Annotated in this window: 18 protein-coding genes; 3 read left to right on the top strand and 15 right to left on the bottom strand. The window is 71.0% G+C overall.

From position 1 onward, the window contains the following. Window positions 1-3: 3 nt before the first annotated feature. The 5 genes from Q9R27_RS00220 to Q9R27_RS00200 form a co-directional block, all read right to left on the bottom strand. Complete coding sequence (locus Q9R27_RS00220; protein ID WP_311250307.1) at window positions 4-348, bottom strand: Uma2 family endonuclease; 345 nt, start codon at window positions 346-348, stop codon at window positions 4-6. 19 nt (window positions 349-367) lie between these two features. Beyond that, window positions 368-922 (bottom strand): SMI1/KNR4 family protein, encoded by a 555-nt coding sequence (locus Q9R27_RS00215; RefSeq protein WP_311250306.1) that lies wholly within the window; start codon window positions 920-922, stop codon window positions 368-370. 5 nt (window positions 923-927) lie between these two features. Further along, window positions 928-1,341, bottom strand: a complete 414-nt coding sequence (locus tag Q9R27_RS00210; RefSeq protein WP_311250305.1) for a DUF3151 domain-containing protein — start codon at window positions 1,339-1,341, stop codon at window positions 928-930. 169 nt (window positions 1,342-1,510) lie between these two features. Next, on the bottom strand, window positions 1,511-1,810 hold the full coding sequence (locus Q9R27_RS00205; RefSeq protein WP_311250304.1) for a transcriptional regulator: 300 nt from the start codon (window positions 1,808-1,810) through the stop codon (window positions 1,511-1,513). After that, on the bottom strand, window positions 1,807-2,259 hold the full coding sequence (locus Q9R27_RS00200) for a hypothetical protein (protein WP_311250303.1): 453 nt from the start codon (window positions 2,257-2,259) through the stop codon (window positions 1,807-1,809). Before Q9R27_RS00200 ends, Q9R27_RS00205 begins: the two co-directional genes overlap by 4 nt. Before the next feature lie 81 nt (window positions 2,260-2,340). On the opposite strand from Q9R27_RS00200, the gene Q9R27_RS00195 reads away from it, so the two are divergent. The 3 genes from Q9R27_RS00195 to Q9R27_RS00185 all read left to right on the top strand — a co-directional run bounded on the left by Q9R27_RS00195 (window position 2,341) and on the right by Q9R27_RS00185 (window position 4,869). Further along, a complete protein-coding gene (locus Q9R27_RS00195) occupies window positions 2,341-3,843 on the top strand; it encodes a DHA2 family efflux MFS transporter permease subunit (RefSeq protein ID WP_311250302.1) in 1,503 nt (500 codons plus the stop codon). A gap of 115 nt (window positions 3,844-3,958) precedes the next feature. Further along, complete coding sequence (locus Q9R27_RS00190) at window positions 3,959-4,447, top strand: DNA starvation/stationary phase protection protein (RefSeq protein ID WP_311250301.1); 489 nt, start codon at window positions 3,959-3,961, stop codon at window positions 4,445-4,447. Window positions 4,448-4,509: 62 nt separating this feature from the next. Further along, window positions 4,510-4,869, top strand: a complete 360-nt coding sequence (locus tag Q9R27_RS00185) for an SIP domain-containing protein (protein ID WP_311250300.1) — start codon at window positions 4,510-4,512, stop codon at window positions 4,867-4,869. Between the two features lie 9 nt (window positions 4,870-4,878). On the opposite strand, the gene fbaA is transcribed toward Q9R27_RS00185, so the two are convergent. The 10 genes from fbaA to Q9R27_RS00135 form a co-directional block, all read right to left on the bottom strand. Then, entirely contained in the window at window positions 4,879-5,907 is a 1,029-nt protein-coding gene (fbaA, locus tag Q9R27_RS00180; protein ID WP_311250299.1) for a class II fructose-bisphosphate aldolase, read from the bottom strand. Between the two features lie 73 nt (window positions 5,908-5,980). Then, on the bottom strand, window positions 5,981-7,495 hold the full coding sequence (locus Q9R27_RS00175; RefSeq protein ID WP_311250298.1) for a serine/threonine-protein kinase: 1,515 nt from the start codon (window positions 7,493-7,495) through the stop codon (window positions 5,981-5,983). Continuing rightward, a complete protein-coding gene (locus Q9R27_RS00170; protein WP_311250297.1) occupies window positions 7,492-8,661 on the bottom strand; it encodes an FHA domain-containing protein in 1,170 nt (389 codons plus the stop codon). The genes Q9R27_RS00175 and Q9R27_RS00170 overlap by 4 nt, the downstream gene beginning before the upstream one ends. Next, window positions 8,658-9,485 (bottom strand): protein phosphatase 2C domain-containing protein, encoded by an 828-nt coding sequence (locus Q9R27_RS00165; protein ID WP_311250296.1) that lies wholly within the window; start codon window positions 9,483-9,485, stop codon window positions 8,658-8,660. The genes Q9R27_RS00170 and Q9R27_RS00165 overlap by 4 nt, the downstream gene beginning before the upstream one ends. After that, window positions 9,482-9,910, bottom strand: a complete 429-nt coding sequence (locus Q9R27_RS00160; RefSeq protein WP_311250295.1) for a hypothetical protein — start codon at window positions 9,908-9,910, stop codon at window positions 9,482-9,484. Before Q9R27_RS00160 ends, Q9R27_RS00165 begins: the two co-directional genes overlap by 4 nt. Next, a complete protein-coding gene (locus tag Q9R27_RS00155) occupies window positions 9,900-12,269 on the bottom strand; it encodes a transglutaminaseTgpA domain-containing protein (protein ID WP_311250294.1) in 2,370 nt (789 codons plus the stop codon). Before Q9R27_RS00155 ends, Q9R27_RS00160 begins: the two co-directional genes overlap by 11 nt. Next, window positions 12,266-13,423 (bottom strand): DUF58 domain-containing protein, encoded by a 1,158-nt coding sequence (locus tag Q9R27_RS00150; protein ID WP_311250293.1) that lies wholly within the window; start codon window positions 13,421-13,423, stop codon window positions 12,266-12,268. Before Q9R27_RS00150 ends, Q9R27_RS00155 begins: the two co-directional genes overlap by 4 nt. Further along, window positions 13,423-14,397, bottom strand: coding sequence for a MoxR family ATPase (locus Q9R27_RS00145; RefSeq protein ID WP_311250292.1), 975 nt, complete (start codon window positions 14,395-14,397; stop codon window positions 13,423-13,425). Before Q9R27_RS00145 ends, Q9R27_RS00150 begins: the two co-directional genes overlap by 1 nt. A gap of 25 nt (window positions 14,398-14,422) precedes the next feature. Beyond that, a complete protein-coding gene (locus Q9R27_RS00140) occupies window positions 14,423-20,659 on the bottom strand; it encodes an Ig-like domain-containing protein (protein WP_311250291.1) in 6,237 nt (2,078 codons plus the stop codon). 58 nt (window positions 20,660-20,717) lie between these two features. Beyond that, window positions 20,718-21,368: a TrmH family RNA methyltransferase gene (locus Q9R27_RS00135; RefSeq protein ID WP_311250839.1), complete on the bottom strand. Its 651-nt coding sequence runs from the start codon at window positions 21,366-21,368 to the stop codon at window positions 20,718-20,720. Between the last annotated feature and the right edge of the window lie 43 nt (window positions 21,369-21,411).

Below are 21,411 nucleotides of genomic sequence, written 5' to 3'. Positions count from 1 at the left end.
GGTTCAGCGGACCAGCGCGGCCGGGGAGACGGTGACCGGGTACGGCGCACTCGCCGTCCAGGTCTCCTCGCCGGCGATCGCGGCGACGGTCTGATCGAAGACGATCAGGTCGGGCACCACCACGGAGCGTTCCTCCAGCGCGACATCGAAGGGCGCGAAGAGGACGAGCAGGTTCTCCGGACAGGCTTCCCTGAGCAGGGTGAACAGGTTGGCGGCAATCACCTGATGACGCATCCGCGGAGAGGGTGACATCACGATCTCACCCTCGATCAACTCGTACCGGTTGCCGTCGTCGGGCATCCGGTCGAGGTCTTCCCGTGTGCTCGGGCCGATCGTCGGCGTGCTCATGACCTCCATGGTGCCCCACTCAGTAAAGGTCGGCCAGCTCCACCGAGTTGTGCTCGACCTCGAAGGCGCCCTCGTCGATCAGGTCCACCACACGCTGCAGGAAGGCCGCCAGCGACGGAGCCTTCGGCTCCTCGAGGTCGGGGACGTTCGGGCGGGCGAACACCTGTCCGACCACCCCTAATTCGCCGGGATCGGTGTCGATGGCGAAGCAGTCGCCCTGGAAGGCCAGGAACGGGATCCAGCCCGACGACCAGCCGGTGCTCGAGTAGTGCGAGGGCTGCTCCTCGGGCTCGCTCCACTCAGCGGCCACCTCGTCGAGCATCTGGTGCATCTGGATGATCTCGTCGACGCCGAGGAAGTGGTGGAAGTTGACCGGCCCGTTGTCCCAGGACGGGTCGTCCTGGCCATCGGCGATCGACAGCAGGGCAGCGAGGTCGTCCGGCACCGGTCGCCCCAGGGCGGCGGCGAGGCGCTCCAGGTCGGCGGCGGTGGCCGGCGGACGGAAGGGTGCGGTCGGCTCGGGCAGCACCCGCTCGAGCGCTGCCCTGAGCCGTGCGAACTCCGCGGCGACCATCGCGCTCAGCCCAGCAGCTCGTCGTACGCCGCCTGGCTGGAGTCACGCAGGAAGGTCGAGCACCGCTCCCACTCGGCGCTCTCGCCGATCGCCTGCGCACTCGAGGCGAGCAGCGCCAGCGCCCGGAGGAAGCCACGGTTCGGCTCGTGCTCCCACGGCACCGGGCCGTGGCCCTTCCAGCCGTTGCGACGCAGCAGGTCCAGGGAGCGGTGGTAGCCGACCCGGGCATAGGCATAGACGGTCACGTCGTCGGCGCCCTGCTCCTGTGCCTGGCCGGCCAGGGCGGCCCAGGCGGCCGGCGACTCGGGGTGACGGCGTACGACGTCACTCGGCGCGGCGCCCGCCTCGAGCTCGGCCGTGGCGGGGTCGACGGGGAGGTGGGTGGGCGGGGGTCCCGCCATCAGGTCGATGTGGCTCATGGGCCAAGCCTGTCATGCGGGCCATGCGGGCGGGCGCGGAGTGCCGTCCCCTGTGCGACACCCCGGGCGCCCTGCCTGCGATCCACAGTAGGGAGGAAGTGGGGTCGAAGTCAGCGCTCCGGCGCGACCCCGCACAATCCCGGACAGCGTTCCGGCGCTGCCAGCGGCCTCAACCGAGGCTGGAGGCCAGGCGCTGGAGCTCGGCGACGTGGCCGGCGAAGGCCACTCGCCCCTCCTTGGTCAGGCTGGCCCAGGTCCGCACCCTCCCCTCGCCGGTCGGCTTGTCGAGCTTCACGTAGCCGGCGTCGGCGAGCACCTTGAGGTGCTTGCTGGCGACCGAGTCGGCCACCTGCAGGGAGTCGCGGATGGTGCTGAACTCGGCACGGGCGACGGTGGCCAGGAGGGCGCAGATCTGGAGCCTGTTCGGCGCATGGATGATCTCGTCGAAGCGCGGGCCCGCCTCGCTCACTGTGCTCCCTCCCGCAGGTCGGCCCGGTAGGCCTCGTCGTAGCGGCGGCCGAAGATGGTGGTCCCGACCACGGTGATCACGGCGAGCGCCACGACGAACGGCTTCGAGGGCTCGAGCACGACCACGTAGACGAGGGGTGCTGCCATCACCACGCAGCACCAGGCGAAGGCCCGGCGGCTGCGCGGCCCGCCCGTCCCGGTGATGGCCAGGCCAGTACGACGGGTGTACCAGGTGATCATCCCGAGAGCGACCAAGACGCATCCGCAACTGGTCCAGGCCTTCATCATGGTGGAGCCGCCGAACCCGTGGACCAGGACCAGCACGGCCAGCGAAAGGCCGAGGACCGGGTGGTAGAACCACGGCGTCACGAGTCGCGCGGCGACGTCGGAGCGCGTCGACGCGATGGCATCGAGCGCTTCCCTTGCTTGGTTGCGATCGTTGTTTTCCATATCGGAAAGTCAATCACTTTCCAATGCGGAAAGCAAGTGCGATGGACGGTTTGCTCCTGCAAGGGTGTTCACTTGTCGGTTGTGACTGACACTGACACCAACCAGGGAGCGAAGCCGGCCGGGGCGCAGGCTCCCGAGGGTGCCGGCACCAACCCGTGGCCCGCACTCTTCGCACTCTGCCTGGGCTTCTTCATGATCCTCGTCGACATGACGATCGTCACCGTTGCGACGCCGGACATCATGCGCGAGCTCGACGCCGACGTGAACTCGGTGGTCTGGGTGACCAGCGCCTACCTGCTTGCGTACGCCGTGCCCGTGCTGATCACCGGCCGGCTCGGCGACCGGTTCGGCCCGAAGCGCCTCTACCTGACCGGATTGACGGTCTTCACCCTCGCCTCATTGTGGTGCGGGCTCACCGGGACCGTGGAGAACCTGATCGCGGCCCGCACCGTCCAGGGCCTCGGCGCCGCCATGATGGCGCCGCAGACGATGGCGATCATCACCCGGATCTTCCCCGCCGCACGCCGCGGGCAGGCCATGTCCCTGTGGGGTGCCACCGCCGGCGTGGCCACCCTGGTCGGACCGATCCTCGGCGGTGTCCTTGTCGGCTCCCTGGGCTGGGAATGGGTCTTCTTCGTCAACATCCCGTTCGGGATCCTCGCCTTCGTGCTGGCGATGCGGTTGGTGCCCGGCCTGGAGACCCATCCGCACCGCTTCGACTGGCTCGGGGTGGCGCTCTCCGGCCTGGGCATGTTCTGCCTGGTCTTCGGGATCCAGGAGGGCCACCAGTTCGACTGGGGACGGATCACCGGCGTGATCACCGTCTGGCGCCTGATCATCGCAGGGCTCGTGGTGCTCGCGGTCTTCATCGGCTGGCAGGCGATCAACAAGCGCGAGCCGCTCGTCCCGCTGCGCCTCTTCGGCGACCGCAACTTCTCCGTCTCCAACCTAGCGATCTCGACGATGTCGTTCGCGATCACCGCGATCGGCTTCCCGTTCATGCTCTATGCACAACTGGTGCTGGGGATGTCACCGGTCGAGGCCGCCATGCTGCTGGTGCCGATGGCGGTGATGAGCATCGTGCTGGCCCCACCGATCGGCAAGTTGATCGACCAGGTGCACCCGCGCAACCTCACTGCGCTCGGTTTCCTGGCCGCTGCTGGGGCACTGTGGTGGACCTCGCAGGTGATGGAGCCCGGGGCCTCGGCCTGGGACTTCGTCGGACCGATGGCCCTGCTCGGCACCGGCAGCGCCGCGGTCTGGGCGCCACTGACCGCGACCGCGACGCGCAACCTTCCCCTCCACCTGGCGGGGGCCGGAGCCGGGGTCTACAACGCGACCCGCCAGGTCGGTGCCGTGCTGGGATCGGCCGCCATCGCCGTCCTCATGGATGCGCGCCTGGCCGAACACCTGCCCGGGGTCTCCGCGTCCCCGGAGGCCGCCGTAGGGGAGGCCCTGCCCGAGTTCGTCCATGCACCGTTCAGTGCAGCGATGGCAGACGCCATGCTGCTGCCCCCGGCCGTGCTGCTGGTGGGCCTGGCGGCCGTCCTCTTCTTCGCGAAACCCACGCATTCCCGGGAGTGATCGGGCCGCTGAGGGGAGGCTCATCTTCGTTGCGGAGCCGCTCCCGGTGGCGCATGGTTGGAGTCATGGCCCCAAGAGGGCCACTCCCCGACAGATCCGAGGAAGGACCTTCTCGATGACCCAGACCACCCCGGCATACGACACCCAGACCCTGCCCGCCGACGTCGCCGCCGGCGCTGCGCAGTTCCTCACCCCGATGGTCCTTGACCTCGAGGCCCTGGTCGTCAACGGCAAGCAGTTGCACTGGCACGTGCGGGGCGGCAGCTTCGCCGGGGTCCACACGCTGCTGGATGACGTGGTCGCCCACGCCCAGGACTTCGCCGACACCGCCGCGGAGCGCGTGATCGCCCTCGGCCTGCCCGTCGACTCCCGTCTGCAGGCCGTCGCCGCCAAGGCGACCCTCCCCGAGTTGCCGGCCGGCTTCCTCGGCTGGGAAGCGACCGTCGAGCACGCCGTGGCCCAGCTGGACGCGGCCCTGGCCACCGTCCGCGCCGCCATCACCGGCCTGGACGAGGTCGACCTGTCCAGCCAGGACATCGCGATCGCGATCGAGCAGGGGCTGACCAAGGACCGCTGGCTGCTCCAGGCGCACGTCGCCAGCTGATCGTCCCGGCAGACGGAACAGCCCCCTTCTCAGTGAGGTTTGCCTTACCTATACTCGGGGGCATGAGGCGCCGTCCACGCAAGTCCAGCATCGACCAGGTCCTGATCGCAGGGACCGCAACCGACCTCCCTGCGATCAGGCAGGTCCTGCTCATGCTGCCCGACGACATCTACGGCCAGGTCTATGTCGAGGCCCCTGAGGCTGCCTGGACCACGCTGCCGTGTCCGCCGCGGGTCACCGTGGCCTGGTTGCCGATGGATGACCAGCCCCGGGCGGCCACGGCCACGACCGCATGGCTGGCCGAGTGGATGCCCGAGGAGCCCCAGTCCGACCGCGAGTTCAGCCTCTGGGTCGGTGCCGGGATCAGTGGTCAGATCGGCACCCTGTGCCACCGGCTCGACATCGAACTCGGCGTCCTCTGACCGGTCAGCTCAGAGCTTGCGGCCCGCCGAGCGCAGGTTCTGGCATGCCTCGACGATCCGGGCAGCCATGCCGGCCTCGGCGGCCTTGCCCCAGGCCCGCGGGTCGTAGGCCTTCTTGTTGCCGACCTCGCCGTCGACCTTGAGCACGCCGTCGTAGTTGGCGAACATGTGGGCCGCGGCCGGACGGGTGAACGCGTACTGGGTGTCGGTGTCCACGTTCATCTTGACCACGCCGTGATCGACGGCGGCCGCGATCTCCTCCTCCGAGGATCCGGAGCCGCCGTGGAAGACCAGCGAGAACGGCTTGGATCCGGGTTCCAGGCCGAGTTGTGCCACCACCGCATCCTGGGCGGTGCGCAGGATCTCCGGGCGCAGCTTCACGTTGCCGGGCTTGTAGACACCGTGCACGTTGCCGAAGGTCAGCGCCGTCAGATAGCGCCCCTTCTCCCCCACGCCCAGGGCCGCGACGGTGGCCAGTGCGTCCTCAGGCGTCGTGTAGAGCTGGTCGTTGATCTCGTTGGCGACCCCGTCCTCCTCCCCGCCGACCACACCGATCTCGACCTCGAGCACGATCTGTGCCGCGGCACAGGCCACGAGCAGTTCCTCGGCGATCTGCAGGTTCTCGGCCAGCGGCACCGCGGAGCCGTCCCACATGTGCGACTGGAAGAGCGGCGCCTCACCACGCGCGACACGCTCGGCGGAGATCGCCAGCAGCGGTCGCACGAACCCGTCCAGTTTGTCCTTGGGGCAGTGGTCGGTGTGCAGTGCGATGTTGACCGGATAGTTCTTCGCCACCTCGGCGGCGTACGCGGCGAAGGCCACCGAGCCCGTCACCATGTCCTTCACGTTCGGGCCGGAGAGATATTCGGCACCACCGGTGGAGACCTGGATGATCCCGTCCGACTCGGCCTCGGCGAAGCCCTGCAGCGCAGCGTTCAGCGTCTGCGAGGACGAGACGTTGATGGCCGGGAAGGCGAAGGCGTTGGCCTTGGCCGTGTCCAGCATCTCGGCGTAGACCTCGGGGGTGGCGATGGGCATCGCAGGGGCTCCTCATCCGGTACGTCGTGGTGTCGGCGCCAGCCTAGATGATCACCGCACTACGCAAGCTTCCTCACCCCAGGTCGCACTTGAGCACGGGTTGCGAGCGCTGGTTGCCGCGCACGGTCCGCACCGTCACGCACCGCTCTCCGTTGCTGGCCACCTCGAGCCGCGTCTCTCCCGTGGTGACCCCCTCGCCCGGGGTCATCACCACCGATGCCGGGTCCGCCTGCAGGAAGACCTCGAAGGTGTCTCCCGGCTGTGGATCCGGGTTCTGCCAGGCGACCACGAGCGCTTGCGGCCCCCACTCCACCTCCACCTCGCTCGGGCTCATCGGTCCCTTCGGTGCAATGGGGTCCGCCGGCGCCGTCGTGGGCGCGGACCTCCCGGGCACCTCGGTGCCGTCCGGGGCGCGGTTGCCCAGCCACACGGCCACTCCTGCCACGGCGAGCGCCAGGACCGCCACGCCGAGCAGCACCGGCCACCGCCTGGCCTTCGCCTCGGGCGGCGCCTCGGGCGGCGCGGGAGGCGCGGGAGGCGCGGCGACGGAGCCGGCGGCCCGCGGTCCCGCGATCACCGTCGGCGTGGGCTCGCCGCGCACCCCCGGGTACGGCGTACTCCCGCGCGTTCCCGTGGTCGGCGGGGCCTCCGGGTCCACCGAGACGAACCCGCTCACCCGGGTGCCACCGACCTCCTCGCCGGGTGCCGTGTCGACCACCTGCTCGTCGAGCACGTCGATCGTGGTCACCGGCTGGTGGAGTTCGGCCTGGATCGCCTGCAACGCGCGGGCCAGGGCGAGCGCGGAGTCGAAGCGTTCATGCGGTGACTTCGCCAACGCGGTGCGCAGGGTGCGCTCCAGCGACTCCGGTACGTCGTGCCTCCCGGTGGGCGGGGCGGGCATGCCGCGCACCCGCGCGGCCATCGACACCGAGTCGTTGGCGCCTCCGGGCAGGTGGAAGGGAGAGCGGCCGACCAGCGTCGCCCACAGGGTGGCACCGAGGGCGTAGACGTCGCTGGATGGTCCCATCGGGGCGCCCGTGGTCAGTTGCTCGGGGGGCGCCCAGGGCACCGAGACCCCGATCCCCCCGCCCTGCTGGGCGTGGGCGGTGGTGACCGAGATGCCGAAGTCGGTCAGGGCCGGCCGGCCGAACTCGCTGAAGAGGATGTTCGCGGGCTTGATGTCGCGGTGCAGGATGCCCAGGCGGTGTGCCGTCTCCACCGCACCACACAACTGGATCAGCACCTCCAGCGCCTTCGGCACCGCAAGTGGTTGACTGCGGACCCGGATCGCGAGGTGTGGTGGCGGGCAGTGCTCCATCACCAGGAACGGCCGTCCGTCCGGAGTGACCCCGGCCTGGTAGATGCTGACGATCGAGGGGTGGTTCGAGAGCTGGGCCATCACGGTGGACTCGGCCTCGAAGGCGGCGCGGACGTCGGTGTCGATGTCGGTGAGCAGCACCTTCACCGCGACCTGGCGGCCCAGCCCGAGCTGGCGGTACTTGTAGACGTCGGCGAAGCCGCCGCTGCCGAGGAGTTCGACGAACTCGAAACCGGGCAACTGCGGAGGGGGGCCGATCGGGCGACTCACGGCAGCTCCTCGAAGAAGAGCTGGGCCCCGTGGCCCAGGTCGACGACATCACCGGGGACCAGCAGTTGGGGCTGGTCGGAGAGCCGGAACGGCGGCTGCTCGTGCCGGCGCAGGAAGGTCCCGTTGGTGGAGCCGAGGTCACGGACCAGGACGCTCCACCCCTCGACCCGCAGGGCCAGATGGCTGGCCGAGACATGCGCATGCGGCAGGGTGAGCAGTCGCGGCGCCTGGGCCCCGGTGAAGCGGGCCGCTCGCGGCGCCCGGCCGACGATCACCGGCCCGGTCAACTCGAGCGACTCGCCGGTGCTGGACACCACCCGGCCGAGGCTCGGCTGCGGGACCCGCCGCGGCGCCTGGTCCAGGTCGGCCCCGCAGACGCGACAGGCGACCCGCTGCGGCGGGTTGGCGTGGCCCGAGGCGCAGACCACCGCGAGTACGTCGCCCGCCGCTGTCGGAGCGGGGGGCGTCGACGCGGGCGGTGTCGGGGGACGCGGCGTGGAGGCGGCCGGGGGCACCTGGGCGATGGTCTCGCCGTCATGGTCCCCCTTGCGCGGCGGAGCAGGACGCACGGGACGGACGGGCGCCGCGGAGGAGCCCCGCGGCACGGACGTGATGAAGTCGGGGCTGAGGCGCCCGCGTGCCGGGGCGGGGACATCCGCAGCGGGCGTCGGGGCCGGCGTACCTGCACGCATGGCGAGGCTCATGCCCGAGGCCGGGACCACTCCGGAGCGGAGCAGCCGACCGGTGGTGGCAACCGCACCCGGATCCGCCTCGGGCGTGGCCAGCACGGCCCGACGTGCCCCGGGGACCTGGCGCTCGGACCAGGTGGTGACCCCGACCCCGGAGACGGTCACGGACCCCGGATCGGCCTCGACCGTGATCGTGCCGTCCCCGCGCACAGCACAGTGGGCTCCCTGTGCTCCCATCACGATGACGGCGAAGGGCGGGAGCCCGAGCAGTCCAGCACCGACGCACTCGGCGAGCACGTTGAGGAAGTCCCCCACCTCCAGCGTGGCCCGCCCGGGCTCGTCCAGGCGTTCCCAGAGTTTGTTGACCACGGCCAGGTCCACCCCGGCGTCCAGCAGGGCCACCCCGGACGACCAGGCGAGTCCGTGGTGACGACCGGTCGCCCACCGCATCTCGATCTGCACGTCGACGTCGGTCATCGGATCACCGGATCCCGGCGGGGCAGCGTGTCCCCGGAGAGGTCGTCGCCCTCCACGGTGTCATCGACCGGATCACCGGACGACATCCCCGGCCCGGCCACCACGACTGCGTCCACGACCAGCGCCGTCACGTTGTCCCGACCACCGCAGCGCACCGCCGCACCGACCAGTTCGGCGGCAGCCTCGGCCGGATCGGGATAGGCCATCAGCAGGGCGGTGATCAGCGGGTCACTCAATTCGCCGTACAACCCGTCGGAGCAGAGCAGAATCCGGTCCTCCGGCTGGGCCGGCACCAGCCACTGGTCCACCTCCGGGGCCCGCCGCAAGCCGGCACCGACAGCGCGGGTGATCACGTGGGGGCGGGAGCGCTGCCGGACGTCCTCACGGGCCATCCCCTGGTCGAGCAACTGCTGCTCCTCGGAATGGTCGACGCTCACCTGCGCCAGGGTCTCCCCACGGAGCAGGTAGCAGCGCGAGTCACCGACGTTGAAGACCAGCCAGGACGGCCGCTCGCCATGGTCGGCCAGACCAACGCCCACCATGGTCGAGCCGGGCGCGCCAGGGCCCTTGGCCGCGAACTGTCCGACCAGGTCGAAGGCGCGTTGCGATGCTGCCACCACGGCACCTGACGACGCCCACGGTCCCCAGTCCGTCTCGGCACAGGCCTGCGTGACCAGATCGGCGGCAACCCGGCCCGAACTGTGCCCGCCCATCCCGTCGGCCACCACGAAGACCGGTGGGTCACTCAGCCACGCGTCCTGGTTCTCCTCGCGGACCGCGCCGGGGTCACTCGACGCGCCGTGCGCCACTTCGAACCTGATCATGGCGCCCTCACCACCAGCGTCCGGAGACCGTACTCCACCGTGCTGCCCCACTCGGCCGTCGCCGGGACGCCCGGGACCAGGACGACCATCCCACCGCTCGGGCGGCGGATCCGGACCCCGTTGACCGAATGCACGTCGACCACCATGGCACCACCCGGTGCAGGTCCGACGGCCAGGTGGGTCTTCGACAGGGACTTCATCGCATCGGGTACGGCGAACGGCGTCGCATCCGTGCGCTCCGGCGGCGCCACCGGGGAGCGCCCCAGGACCCACCAGCGATCCAGCGGCAGCCGGGTGCCCTGATCGAGTTCGAGCACCCCCGATGGCGCCGGGGTGGGTTGCACCGGGACGGGTTGCACAGGGGCCCAGTCGACATTCATCGCACCCCACGGCGAGGCCGGCGGATCGTTCGGATCAGGTTCCACGATGGCTTCTCCCTTCCCGCAGACCGCGACGCAGCGACCTCGTGGAGAATCTTGCCCTGATCCGGGCCCACCTGCCGACGGATTCGCGGAACTCCACGCGCAGACCGTCCACGGCGCTCCACACCGACTCCGCATCCGCCTCGGTCGGCTCGCCGGGGCCGAAGACGTGACCATCCACCCGGTGTGCCATCGGCACGCCCGAACTGGTCGGGATCCGGTCCCCCATCAGCATTGCTGCCTCGCTCCGCGTTGCCTGGGCATCGACGGTGATCCCGACGTCAGTGGCCAGGTCGATGATCTCGGACCAACCACCGCTGATCCGGTCGGCGACCCGCTCAGCGTTGCGCCGCCGCTTGCGACGCCGCGCCTTGAGCAACAGCACCAGGGCGAACGGGCCCACCAGCAACAGCAGCACCCCGACGCCGACCAGGACATACTTCACCACTGAGGCCAGCACGCCCTGCTCGCGCGGCTGGTCCACGTCGGAGTCGGTCTGGGGCGGCTCGGTCGGCTCCCGCTCCTCGGGCACCTCGGGCGGGGGCAACATCTGTGGCTCGTTGCGCGGGTTCGGCTTCGGCGTGGTCACTTCCGGCTTCTGGTCCTCGGGCGGGGTCGGGTCGAACTGCACCCAACCCAGGTCCTCGAAGGCGACCTCGACCCAGACATGGGTGTCGCCACCCGTGATCGCCACGCTCGCCCCGGAGCCGCTGCCCGGCTCGGGATAGAAGCCCATCACCACCCGGGCGGGCAGGTCCAGCGCCCTGGCCATCAGCGCGAACGCGACGGCGTACTGCTCGTCGTCCCCGATCATCTGTCGGCCCTGGTCGTCCAGGAGTTGGTCGATGCGGGCGATGGTGTGTCCCGGGTACGACGGATGGGCCTCGTCGGTGCCGTTGGCGAAGAAGCCGTCGTTGGTGAACGTCTCCTCGATGGCGCGCAACTGCTCCAGCGGCGTCGCCGCGCCCTCGATGAAGTCGGGCAGCTTGTTGCCGACCGACTCCACCCGCACCGGGCTGCGCGGAAGCCGCCAGGCAGGATCCGGCTCGGCCGAAACGGGCAGTTGCTCGCGCGCCTCGGGCGAGTAGGTGGGGACCAGTGCCACCTCCACGTCGTACGCCGTGCCCTCGCGCAGGCCGGCGGTGGCGAGCACGGTGCCGGTGGCGGCGTTGTAGTGAAGACCGGACCGGGGCTCGTTGGGCAGGCCGGCGGTGAACTCGACCCGGCGCAGGTCGCCGCCGCCGGGCATCCAGATCCCGGCGTACCGATCGATCTCGAAGTGGAGCCGGCGCACCGTCGCCCCCGGGTCGGAGAACTCCCCGGGCAGGATGGTGCCGCCGGTCGTCCGGAAGGCCGCCGACTCCTCGGTGACCCGATAGACGTTGCCGTCATAGAGGTCCATCGCGGCCAACCGGATCCGGGCGCCTTCGGGCAGCCCGGTCACCGTGAAGAGGGTCTCCTCCTCCAGGTTGGCCGAGAGTTCCCTGAAGAGCGTCAACGGACTGGGGTGGGAGGAGAGGTCGAGTGGCGGCACCACCAGATCACGCAGCACCATCCGGTCCGGGTGCGGGGCGAGGAGCGGGACCGCCACCGCGGCCAGGCCGGCCGTCACGGCCAGGGCCAGCGCCGCACTGCCCACCTGGCGCGAGCGCGACGCCACCCGTCGACCGCCTGTCGACCGGTCGAAGATCGCGTGGGTGGTGGAGCTCCCGATCCGCGAGCGCCAGGCCACCCAGGCCAGGGCCACCACGGCGAAGCAGGCGCCCTGCACCGCAGCGGCCGGAGCCGTGTGGGTGCCCCACAGGATCCCGATCACCATCAGGGCAACGGTGGGGAGCAACGACCAGGCCACCACCCAGGCCAGGCGCCGCAGCCGCAGCGCGGCGCTGCAGGCCAGGACCGAGGCGAGGAGGCCGGCCAGCAGCGGCACCACCGCAGGGCCCTCGAACTGGCCGGCCGGAAGCGCCACGGTGAGCAGGTCACGCCATCCCTGCCACGACAGCAGGGTGAGTCGCTGCAGCGTCTCCAGCGTGGGCAGGACGCCCAGGTACGTCGTCGAGGAGAGCACGACGGGCCCGCCCAGGAGCAGGTAGCCGATCATCACCGCCAGCAGGGTGCCCAGCCGACTCCAGCCGCGCCACCTGCCCAGCACCGCGATCACTGCCCCGGCCAGGACGCCCACACCGGCCGCGACGTAGCCGCGGCTGCCGCCGAAGACGGGACCGTGCGCCAGGACACCCAGGCCCAGCAGCACCCCCAGGGCAAGCAGGTCGACGACACCACGGCGTACCGTCGGGGAGCCCCAGATGCCGACGCGACGGGTTGCCCCCACGGTGCCGGTGGCGGACCGCGTGCTGCTCATCGCAGCCCTCGCAATGCCTTGGGCAGCGAGGCGAGGTCGGGCACGTCGAGTGCCGTCAGGTCACCGATGCGGCGGTGTGCCAGTTCGTGGCCCGCCGCGCAGCGCACCGCGAACGTCGAGATCGAGACCGGCAACGCCCGGTGTGCCCGACGCAGGTCCACGGCCTGGGCGCCGGCGCCAGCCAGGATCGCCGCGACCGAGGCCTGGGGGACCACCGAGGCGGCCCGCGCAGCCAGCTCGGGCAACGGCACCCGCACCGCGGCCGGCTCCAGCTCGGCCAACCGGTCCAGCATCATCGGTGCCGTCCGGGCCTCCAGCATGCCGCCGGACGTGACCAGGGTGACCTGGCGCTCGAGCGAGAAGGCGTGGCGGGCCAGCGACCCGGCCACCGAGATGACCAGCTCCAGTTCGTCGGCACTGGCGTGGTCGTCGAGGTGGGTCGGCACGATCACCAGCAGGTGGGCGCGCCGGGTCTCCTCGAACTGGCGGACCATCAGGCGTCCCACCCGCGCCGTGGTGCGCCAGTGGATGGCGCGCCGGTCGTCCCCGGGCTGGTATTCACGCAGTGCATGGAAGGAGACGTCGCTGGAGGAGAGCTCCTGGGTGGTGACGCCCTCGACGTCGCGGATGAAGCCGGTGCTGTCGTGGGACAGCCCCACCGTGCGCGGGTGGACGTGCAGGTCGATCGATCCGGTCCAGCGACGCGTCCGGCGCAGCAGGCCCACCGGGTCGGTGCGGACCGAGGCGACCGGGCCGATGGTGATCACGCCACGGCGCCGGGTCGGGATGTCGAAGAGCTGCTCGTGCACCTCGTCGGCAGCGAGCGCGGGCAGCATGAAGTGGGCGCGGCCGCGGCCGACGTTGAGCTCGATCCGGGTGCCGAAGAGGGCACGGCGACCGCGGTTGGCGATCACCACCCGCCCACTGGCCGACTCCCCGGCCACCACGCGCTGGCGGTGCAGGTCGAAGCGGACGTCGTACGCCGTGCGCCCGAGCAGCCAGAGCGCCGAGAAGACCAGGAGCACACCGCAGGCAACGCCGATCACCCGGAGCTCGGTCCACCCGCGGGGCCAGCCGAGCACCACCGCAACGGCCACGCCGCCGATCGCGACCCAGCCGACCGGTGAGATCCACTCGTTGAGCCGTTCCCGCATCAGGCGCCGGAGCCCCGCTGCTGCGGTGCGGGGGTGGTGGCGACGACGCGGGCGATGACCGCCTCGGGGGTGGTGCCCACGAACTCCGCCTCCGGGGAGAGCACGAGCCGGTGCGCCCAGACCGGGCCGGCCAGCGCCTTCACGTCGTCGGGAGTGACGAAGTTGCGCCCCTGGGCCGCGGCCAGGACCCGGGCCGCACGGACCAGCGCGATCGAGCCGCGGGTGGAGACCCCGAGCGCAGTCTCGGCGTCGGCACGGGTTCCCTCCGTGAGCGACTGGACATACTCCAGCACGGAGCCGTCGACGTGGTTGTCCCGGACCAGGTCGATCATCTGGGCCACCGCGTCCGCGGCGATCACCGCCGGCAGGTCGCGGGTCCGGTCGGGGTTGGCCGACCCGGCAAGGATCTCCAGGGCTGCGGCGCGGTCCGGATGGCCCACGGAGGTCTTGATCAGGAAGCGGTCGAGCTGGGCCTCGGGGAGCTTGTAGGTCCCGGCCTGTTCCACCGGGTTCTGGGTGGCGATCACCATGAACGGGCGCCCCACCTCGTGGCGGACACCGTCCACGGTGACGCGGGACTCCTCCATCACCTCGAGCAGCGCCGACTGGGTCTTCGGGGAGGCCCGGTTGATCTCGTCGGCGAGCACGATGGAGGCGAAGACGGGACCCTTGTGGAACTCCCAGGTCCCCTTCGCCTGGTCATACATGGTGACGCCGGTGATGTCGGAGGGCAGCAGGTCCGGGGTGAACTGGATCCGGCTGTTGGTGCCCTGCACGGTCGCCGACAACGCCCGGGCCAGGGCGGTCTTGCCGGCGCCAGGGGCGTCCTCGAGCAGCAGGTGGCCCTCGGCGAGCATCGCGACCAGTGCCAGGCGGATCACGTCCTGCTTGCCGAGCAGGGCCGTGGCGACGTTGTCGGTCAGCCTGGTGAACGTGCCCGCGAACCAGGCCGCGTTCTCGGCGGTCATCGACATCAGGTGGATTCCTTTGCTGTTCGGTTCATCGCTTTACCCGGCATCCGCTGGCATCCCCCGGCGGGGCGCCGGTGACGCTCGCCGGCACGCCCTCCCCGCCCCAGATGCTCGCCAGCCTGCCCTTCAGGTGGCCGTTGGCGTCCGCCGGGTCCTGCGACGGGTGCCAGAACGTCTGGCCGTCATAGTGCTCACCCGAATAGACGACCGGGCACTCGACATAACGCCCCGGCTCCACGTTCCACGCCTCGACACCGACCCAATAGCACTCGGCGTTGCAGTTCCCGGTGCCGTACGGCGCGGCGCCGGCGTTGTAGTGGGCGAAGGTGGGCTTGGCGGAGCGGCCGCTGGCCGAGGCGCTGTTCGAGGCAACCGCAGGGTCGCCGGCCACGGTCACGGTGGCGACGGTGAGGGTCAGGGTGACGGCCTGGTCCTCCCGCGACGTCGCCACCTTGTAGGTCCCGTTCGCGCTGCCGCTGGTGGCCGTGGGGAAGGAGTGGTTCCCCGAGCGCTTGCACTGGCGTCCGTGGGAGACCACCCTCCAGTTGAAGGTCACGGAGAGGGTGCCCGACGACGGGCTGCCCACGCTCACCGTGCACGGAGCGAAGGTGTTGACGCTGGTCGAGGCACGTGCGGAGTCCGCGGACCCACCTCCGACGGAGGTGTTGGCATAGGTCTTGGCCCAGACCTCCACCGTGGAGTCGGTGCCGTTGGTGAGGCCGGTGACGGTGAAGGTGTGGTGGCCGGTCCCGGTGCCGACCACGGTGGCACCGGTCCGGTTGGAGTAGAACTCGACCCGGTCCGCACCCTGCAGTTCGGCAGCGGTGAAGTCGAAGCTCACCGTGGCGGTGCCGGAGCCGCCGGTCGGCGACGCCTTGAGGTTCTTCACCGCCTTGGGAGTCAGGGCACCGGTCACCTGTGCGGTCGGGGCTGACCACTCGCCCCAGCCGTCGATGCCGCGGGCCGGGTCGGCGTTGGCCCGGTTGAAGACCCGGACCTGGAACTGCTGGTCGCGCCCGGCGCCGGCGAGCGAGACCCGGCAGGTGGAGCCCGTGGCGGGCCCGACGCACGAGACGACCTGGCCACCGACGCGACGTACCTCGAAGTCCGCCACCTGGTGACCGCCGTCATCGACGGTCCAGGTGATCTGTGCGGACGGGTCCGCGTCGGGGGCATCGGCAACGATGCTGATGCCGGTGACCCGCGGCTCCGCGTTGGGGTGCTCGATCACGCTGGCCGACCAGGCGCTGGCCCCGGGCGTGCCGAACGGCGCCGCCTCGGCCTGGTTGAGGGCGCGCACCTTCACCTCGTACTGCGTGCCGTTGGCCAGGTCGGGCAGCACCTGGGACAGGTCGGCACCGGCATCGATGATGCTCCCGTTGACGAAGACCTCGTAGCGCTCGACGGGAGTGCCCTCGTAGTCCGGTTGGGTCCAGGTGACGTGCAGGCGACCGTCGTCGAAGGAGACGGCGACGCCGGCCGGCGCCGCGGGCACGTAGTCCGGGACGGTCTCCGGGGACCAGGGCGAGGCCGCATGCGACTCGCCAACCTCGTTGATCGCGAAGACCTGGAAGCGGTAGGTGTCCCCGTTCCGCAACCCGCGCGCGGTGTGCGTCGTCTGCGGACCGCTGGTCGTCGCCTCGCCGCTGTCGCCGCCGGTGCTCGTCCAGGCCACCCGATAGCCGGTGATCGGGGCACCGTTGGGCTCGGCACCGGCCCAGTCGACCTGCACCTGCTGGTTGCCGGCCTCGGTGGTGACGGTGGTCGGTGCGTCCGGGAAACCGCGCACGTTGAGGTTGACCTGGCCCTGCACCCGGCGGTCGGGGAGGCCGGACGCGTCCGCGAGGAGGTAGGTGAGCCGCAGCGTCCCGTGGAAGTCGGCACCGGGCACCACGGTGACGACCAGGTCGTCGACGGTGACCGAGTCGGCGGTGCCGGTGACCACCTGGGGCGGTTCGACCATCCGGACCGGTTCGCCCTCGGCCTCGAACGGGTTGAAGGTGACGTAGTCGGCGAGGTCGATCACCTGCTCCGCAGCCGCGTCCACGGTGAGGTCGACGTCGCGGACGGTGAGCAACTCGCGGGTGGAGGCGACCACGGAGACCTCGGCGGTACGTCGTACCGGCGCGGTGCTGCCGTCGGAGACGACCAGGTCGAAGGTGTAGGGCCCCGGCTCGGCGCCGCTGGCCGGCTCGACACTGATCGTGCGTGCCCCGGCGTCGATGCGGACATCGAGTCCTGCCTCCACCTCCTCGGCGGCGAAGGTGAGCCGCGCCTGGTCCCCCGGGTCGGGGTCGGTCGCGATCAGGTCCAGATCGCCGACCCAGGCCTCCTGTGGGGCCACGGTGATCGACGGGACCCGTACGTCGGGCTGGGTGTTGCCGCTGGCGTTGACGAAGACCGGCAGGCTGATCGTGTTGGTCAGGGCGGCCGCGTCGTCGCTGCCACTGGCGTCGGAGACGATGGCGGTCACCGAGCTCGGCCCGTGGAAGGTGTCCACCGCGCCGAAGGTGATCTGGGAATCCCCGGTCTTCAACTGCGAGCCGTCGTGGCCGGGGCCGGCATGGACGCCCTCGCTGAAGGGCAGCGTCGGGGTGCGGCCGTCGCGGACCACGACATAGTCGGCCAGGTCGATCTGCACCGACCCGCCCGCGTCGACCTCGATCGGCAGCGGCGCATCCGGCCGGATCGCCGGCCGCTGGGCGGCCAGGGTCTCGTCGCCGGGCACCACCACCACGGCGCGCCCGGTCTGGCCATCCGGGTCGGTGAGCGCATAGAGCACCACCTGGCGCTCGGCCCGGACCGGGATCACCAACTCACCGTGGTCGGTGACCCTGACGCCGGGGACGGAGACCTCGGGGGTGAGCTCGGAGACGGCGCCATCCGGGTCCTCGTCGTTGCGCAGCACGTCGACGGTGACCTCATCACGGCCGATGATCTCCGGCACCGACAACACGTCGTCGCGAGCGATCGGCGGCAGCAGCGGGGCGTCGGGGTCCACGTCGATGACCAGGTCGCCGCTGGCCTCCTCGCCGAGGTCGTCGCGGATCCGGTAGCGCAGGCTCACCGTGCCGGCCTCGGCCGGCGTACGGACCTGGACACGGCCGTCGACCACCTCGGCGTGGACGGAGGGGCCACCTACCTGCTCCACGTCATCGAGCAGCGTCAGCGCGCCACCCTCGGGATCGATGTCGTTGGCCGCCACCGGCACCGCAACCAGCCGGTCCGGCCGGACCCGGCGTTCGTCGAGCACCGCGATGGGTGGCAGGTTGCTGGTCGGGGGCGCGGCGATGCCGACCTCGACCTCGCCGAAGCCCTGCCGGTTGAAGCGGTCCTCGACCACGTAGCGGAACCGGTCGGTGCCGCGGTTGGCCTCACCGTTGGCGGCCCGGTAGACGATGTTGTTGCCGTCGAAGCTGACCGTCCCCTTGGTGGGCAACCGGTCGACGTCCAGGCCGACGATCGAGACCGAGTCACCGTCCGGGTCGATGCCGGCGACGGGGATCGGGATCACCACCTCACCGCCCTGGACCAGTCGTCCGGTCAGCACCTGCGGGCTGGGCGCCCGGTTGGCTCCCTGCAACGGGTTGACCGTGAGCCGGACGCTGGCGCTGTGCGTGCGCAACTCCGTGTCCCGCACCGTGTAGTTGATCCGCACCTGCCCCTCGCCGCCGGTGGCCATGAAGCGGACCTTGTTCTCCGAGACCCAGGCAATCCCCAGTTCCTCGCCCATGCTGATCGCGTCGTCGGGCAGCGGCAGCACCTCCAGGGCCAGGTCGGTGGGCGAGACGTCGTTGCGCAACACGTCCACGGTGACCACGTCCCCCTCCCGCACCTGGCCGGCGTCGTCCCCGGCCACCGGGGCCCCGGGGGTGCGGGACGGGTCCAGGACGACGGTGACCGTGCCGGTGCCGGACTGGGCGCCGTTGCCGACCTGGTAGGAGATGGTCACCGGTCGCCCCTCGGGCAGGTTCACATCCGTGATCCGCAGGGCGGCATGGTCGACCACCTCGGCGCGGACCTCATGGACCGAGCCGACATTGACCGACTCGACCACGAGTACACCGCCGAGGGGGTCGGTGTCGTTGGCCAGGACGTCGACCAGCACCTCGCCGTTGGGCGGGAGCACGGCCAGGTCACCGTCGGGGATCGGCCTGGCCTGGGCGGGCGCCAGGGTGTCGACCCGGATCACGCTGGTCACCGTCGAACTGCCGTCGGTGATCGAGTATTCGACATAGTCCGTGCTGCCGGGGCGGGTGCCGACGATGGTGAGGCTGTCGTCCGGGTTGGTGGTCACCTGCAGGCCCTCGGGGACCTGCCCGACGAGGGAGAAGAAGAGTTGGTCCCCGTTGGGGTCGTGGTCGTTGGCCAGGGGGCGGACCAGCACGCTGTGCGCCTCGGTGCCGGTGGCGGCCAGGGTGGTGACGAAGTCGGCATTGGCCACCGGCTTGGCCTGCGACTCGACGGGCAACACGGTGACCGGGAAGTCGACGGTGCGGCTGCCGTTGACCCGGCCGTCGGTCAGGGTCACCTTCACGATGCGCTCCGACGGCAGGTCACTGCGCCCGGAGTCGGTGACCTGGATCAGGCCATCGGGGCGATAGGTGCCACTCAGCCCCTCACCGAAGTCGACCCCGGAGACCCAGAACGGATCGCCGTCGGGATCCACCCACTCCTGCAGGATGTGGTGCTCGCCGCTGCCGCGCGCCTGGATGGTCAGGGCACTCTCCCGCTCGGGGGCCAGGAGCCGGGGCGGGCTGTTCTCCGAGTCGCGCCGGACAGTGATGCTGACCTGGGCATCGGCAGTGCCCTGGGGCCTGCCGTCGTCGGCGGTGTAGGTGAAGGTGGCGCTGCGCCCCGGTGTTGCCTCGCCGTCGACCGAGAGCCGCACCGCCCGGCCGTCACGGACCGGCTCCAGGGTCCCCACCCGAGCCAGTTGGCTGTCAGCGAGCCGGGCCACCAGCACGTCGCCGTCCGCGTCGCGGTCATTGCCCAGCACGGGCAGGGTGACGGTGGCCCCGGGACGGACGCCGAACTCGTCGTCGCGTGGCTCGGGCGGGGTGTTCTCCTCGGAGCGCTCGGAGATCGCGATGGTGGTGTCGGTCTGGTCTTCCTGCTCCTGGTTGAGGTTGGCCATCACCGCGGTCCAGTCGGCGATCTTCTCCATCTCCTCGTTGACCAGGAAGATGTCACCGTTGGAGGGGTCGTTGAGGACCACGACGTCGCGGTTGGTGCGGAAGACCAGTTCGGTGTTCGCCTGCATCTGCGGATAGGTGTCCATCGCGACGTCGTCGGCGCTGCCCCGGCACTCGCGCAGGTAGGCGCCGGTGCCCACCCACGCGCCGTACGCACACGATCCGACGGTCACCGGTGCCACCGGAGTGCCGCCGGGCGGGGCGGCAATGGTGACCGGGTCGCCGCCGTCCATCGGCACCTGGACGAAGCCTGACGGGCCGGCCAGGGCAATCGACCCCATGTCGTCACCGGACTCCTGGAGCACCAGGTCGCGCGCCTGCGGCAAGTCGACCCGGTTCCCGTCCCAGGCGATCCAGCCCGCGGTGGGGTTGAGGACCACACCCCGACGGCCCACGGCGCTGACCTGCACCTGCTGCAGTTCGGCGTCGGTGAGGGCGGGGACCGACCCGGCGTCGGCGACCTGCCACCCCCCGCCGGTCCGGCGTACGTCGCGCAACGTGCCGTCGGGCAGCACCGCGTGCACCACGTCGTCCTTGCCGATCGCGACACGGACGCCGATCGCACCGGTGAGGACGGGCTCGGTGGTGTCGGGGCTGAAGGAGGCGACCTCGGTGGCCGGGATTGCCCAGACCTTGCCCTGGTTGGGGTCAGCGACGGCGACGACGTCGGTGCCCTGGCTGAAGTGGGCGCTGTCGGGGAGCTGGGCCGGGGTGCTGTCCGGGAGCCAGGTCATCGTGTCGACGCTGCCCAGGCTCTGCCCGTCGCCGGTCACCACGACCGCGTTCGCCTCCTGGCTCAGGTCCAGGAACGTCCCCGGGATCGAGGGGGTGTTCGCGTCGAGCTGACGCGACGGATAGTTGAGGTGGGCCGCGACCTGGATCCCGTTCAGGTTGCGGTTGGTCACCCAGACGCCGCCGTCGTGCAGTTCGACGTCGGCAACCTCGGTGCCGTCATGCAGGAAGGCAAGGGTCGCCAGGGCCACGGTCAGCGCCGTGAAGGCTCCGACCGTGCGGCTGCGCTGGCTGGGGACGAGGCGCCGTACGACCGTCCCGAGACCACCTCGACCCATGCGTCCTCCCCCAATCCGCGACTAGCCTAAGAGATGACGGGCGGAACACCGAACGGCGTCAACCCCGCCAGGCGCTCTCACCGGAGAGATCGGCGTACTCCCGGACCCAGGTGTGCATCGCGATCGCGGCCGCGGCAGAGGCGTTGATCGAGCGGGTGGAGCCGAACTGGGCGATCGAGAAGGTGCCGTCACACGCCTCGCGGGCACCGTCGGAGAGCCCCGGTCCCTCCTGCCCGAAGAGGAAGCAGACGTGGCGCGGAACCGTCATCGTCTCCAGGTGCGCGGAGCCGGGCAGGTTGTCGATGCCGAGCAGCCGGACACCCGCGCCGCCGCGGAGTTGGCCGAGGTATTCCGCCAGTGACGCCGCGTCCTCGTGGTGACGCACGTGCTGGTAGCGGTCGGTCACCATCGCTCCGCGGCGGTTCCAGCGGCGCCTGCCGACGATGTGCACCTCGGCGGCCAGGAACGCATTCGCGGTGCGCACGATGGTGCCGATGTTGAAGTCGTGCTGCCAGTTCTCGATGGCGACATGGAAGTCGTGGCGGCGGCTGTCCAGGTCCGCGACGATCGCCTCCATCGTCCAGTAGCGATAGCGGTCCACCACGTTGCGCCGGTCACCGTGCTCGAGGAGTTCGGGGTCGTACTGCTCCCCGGTCGGCCACTCCCCGACCCACGGCCCGAGGCCGACCTCGGCAGGCCCGTGCGGCATCGGGTCGTACGGCGCGCGCTGCTCGACGGGCTCCTCCACACGC

Origin of the sequence: Nocardioides sp. AE5, assembly GCF_031844485.1 — a bacterium.
Taxonomy (GTDB): domain Bacteria; phylum Actinomycetota; class Actinomycetes; order Propionibacteriales; family Nocardioidaceae; genus Nocardioides.
The sequence above is the reverse complement of the archived record's forward strand: the minus strand, read 5'-3'. Positions and strand labels throughout refer to the sequence as shown.

Coding starts and splice junctions, on each gene's coding strand:
- fbaA (WP_311250299.1), bottom strand. CDS start 5,907: ATGCCCATCGCCACCCCCGAGGTCTACGCCGAGATGCTGGACACGGCC.
- Q9R27_RS00220 (WP_311250307.1), bottom strand. CDS start 348: ATGAGCACGCCGACGATCGGCCCGAGCACACGGGAAGACCTCGACCGG.
- Q9R27_RS00210 (WP_311250305.1), bottom strand. CDS start 1,341: ATGAGCCACATCGACCTGATGGCGGGACCCCCGCCCACCCACCTCCCC.
- Q9R27_RS00155 (WP_311250294.1), bottom strand. CDS start 12,269: ATGAGCAGCACGCGGTCCGCCACCGGCACCGTGGGGGCAACCCGTCGC.
- Q9R27_RS00190 (WP_311250301.1), top strand. CDS start 3,959: ATGACCCAGACCACCCCGGCATACGACACCCAGACCCTGCCCGCCGAC.
- Q9R27_RS00135 (WP_311250839.1), bottom strand. CDS start 21,368: ATGCCGCACGGGCCTGCCGAGGTCGGCCTCGGGCCGTGGGTCGGGGAG.
- Q9R27_RS00150 (WP_311250293.1), bottom strand. CDS start 13,423: ATGCGGGAACGGCTCAACGAGTGGATCTCACCGGTCGGCTGGGTCGCG.
- Q9R27_RS00145 (WP_311250292.1), bottom strand. CDS start 14,397: ATGTCGATGACCGCCGAGAACGCGGCCTGGTTCGCGGGCACGTTCACC.
- Q9R27_RS00200 (WP_311250303.1), bottom strand. CDS start 2,259: ATGGAAAACAACGATCGCAACCAAGCAAGGGAAGCGCTCGATGCCATC.
- Q9R27_RS00165 (WP_311250296.1), bottom strand. CDS start 9,485: ATGATCAGGTTCGAAGTGGCGCACGGCGCGTCGAGTGACCCCGGCGCG.
- Q9R27_RS00215 (WP_311250306.1), bottom strand. CDS start 922: ATGGTCGCCGCGGAGTTCGCACGGCTCAGGGCAGCGCTCGAGCGGGTG.
- Q9R27_RS00170 (WP_311250297.1), bottom strand. CDS start 8,661: ATGACCGACGTCGACGTGCAGATCGAGATGCGGTGGGCGACCGGTCGT.
- Q9R27_RS00185 (WP_311250300.1), top strand. CDS start 4,510: ATGAGGCGCCGTCCACGCAAGTCCAGCATCGACCAGGTCCTGATCGCA.
- Q9R27_RS00140 (WP_311250291.1), bottom strand. CDS start 20,659: ATGGGTCGAGGTGGTCTCGGGACGGTCGTACGGCGCCTCGTCCCCAGC.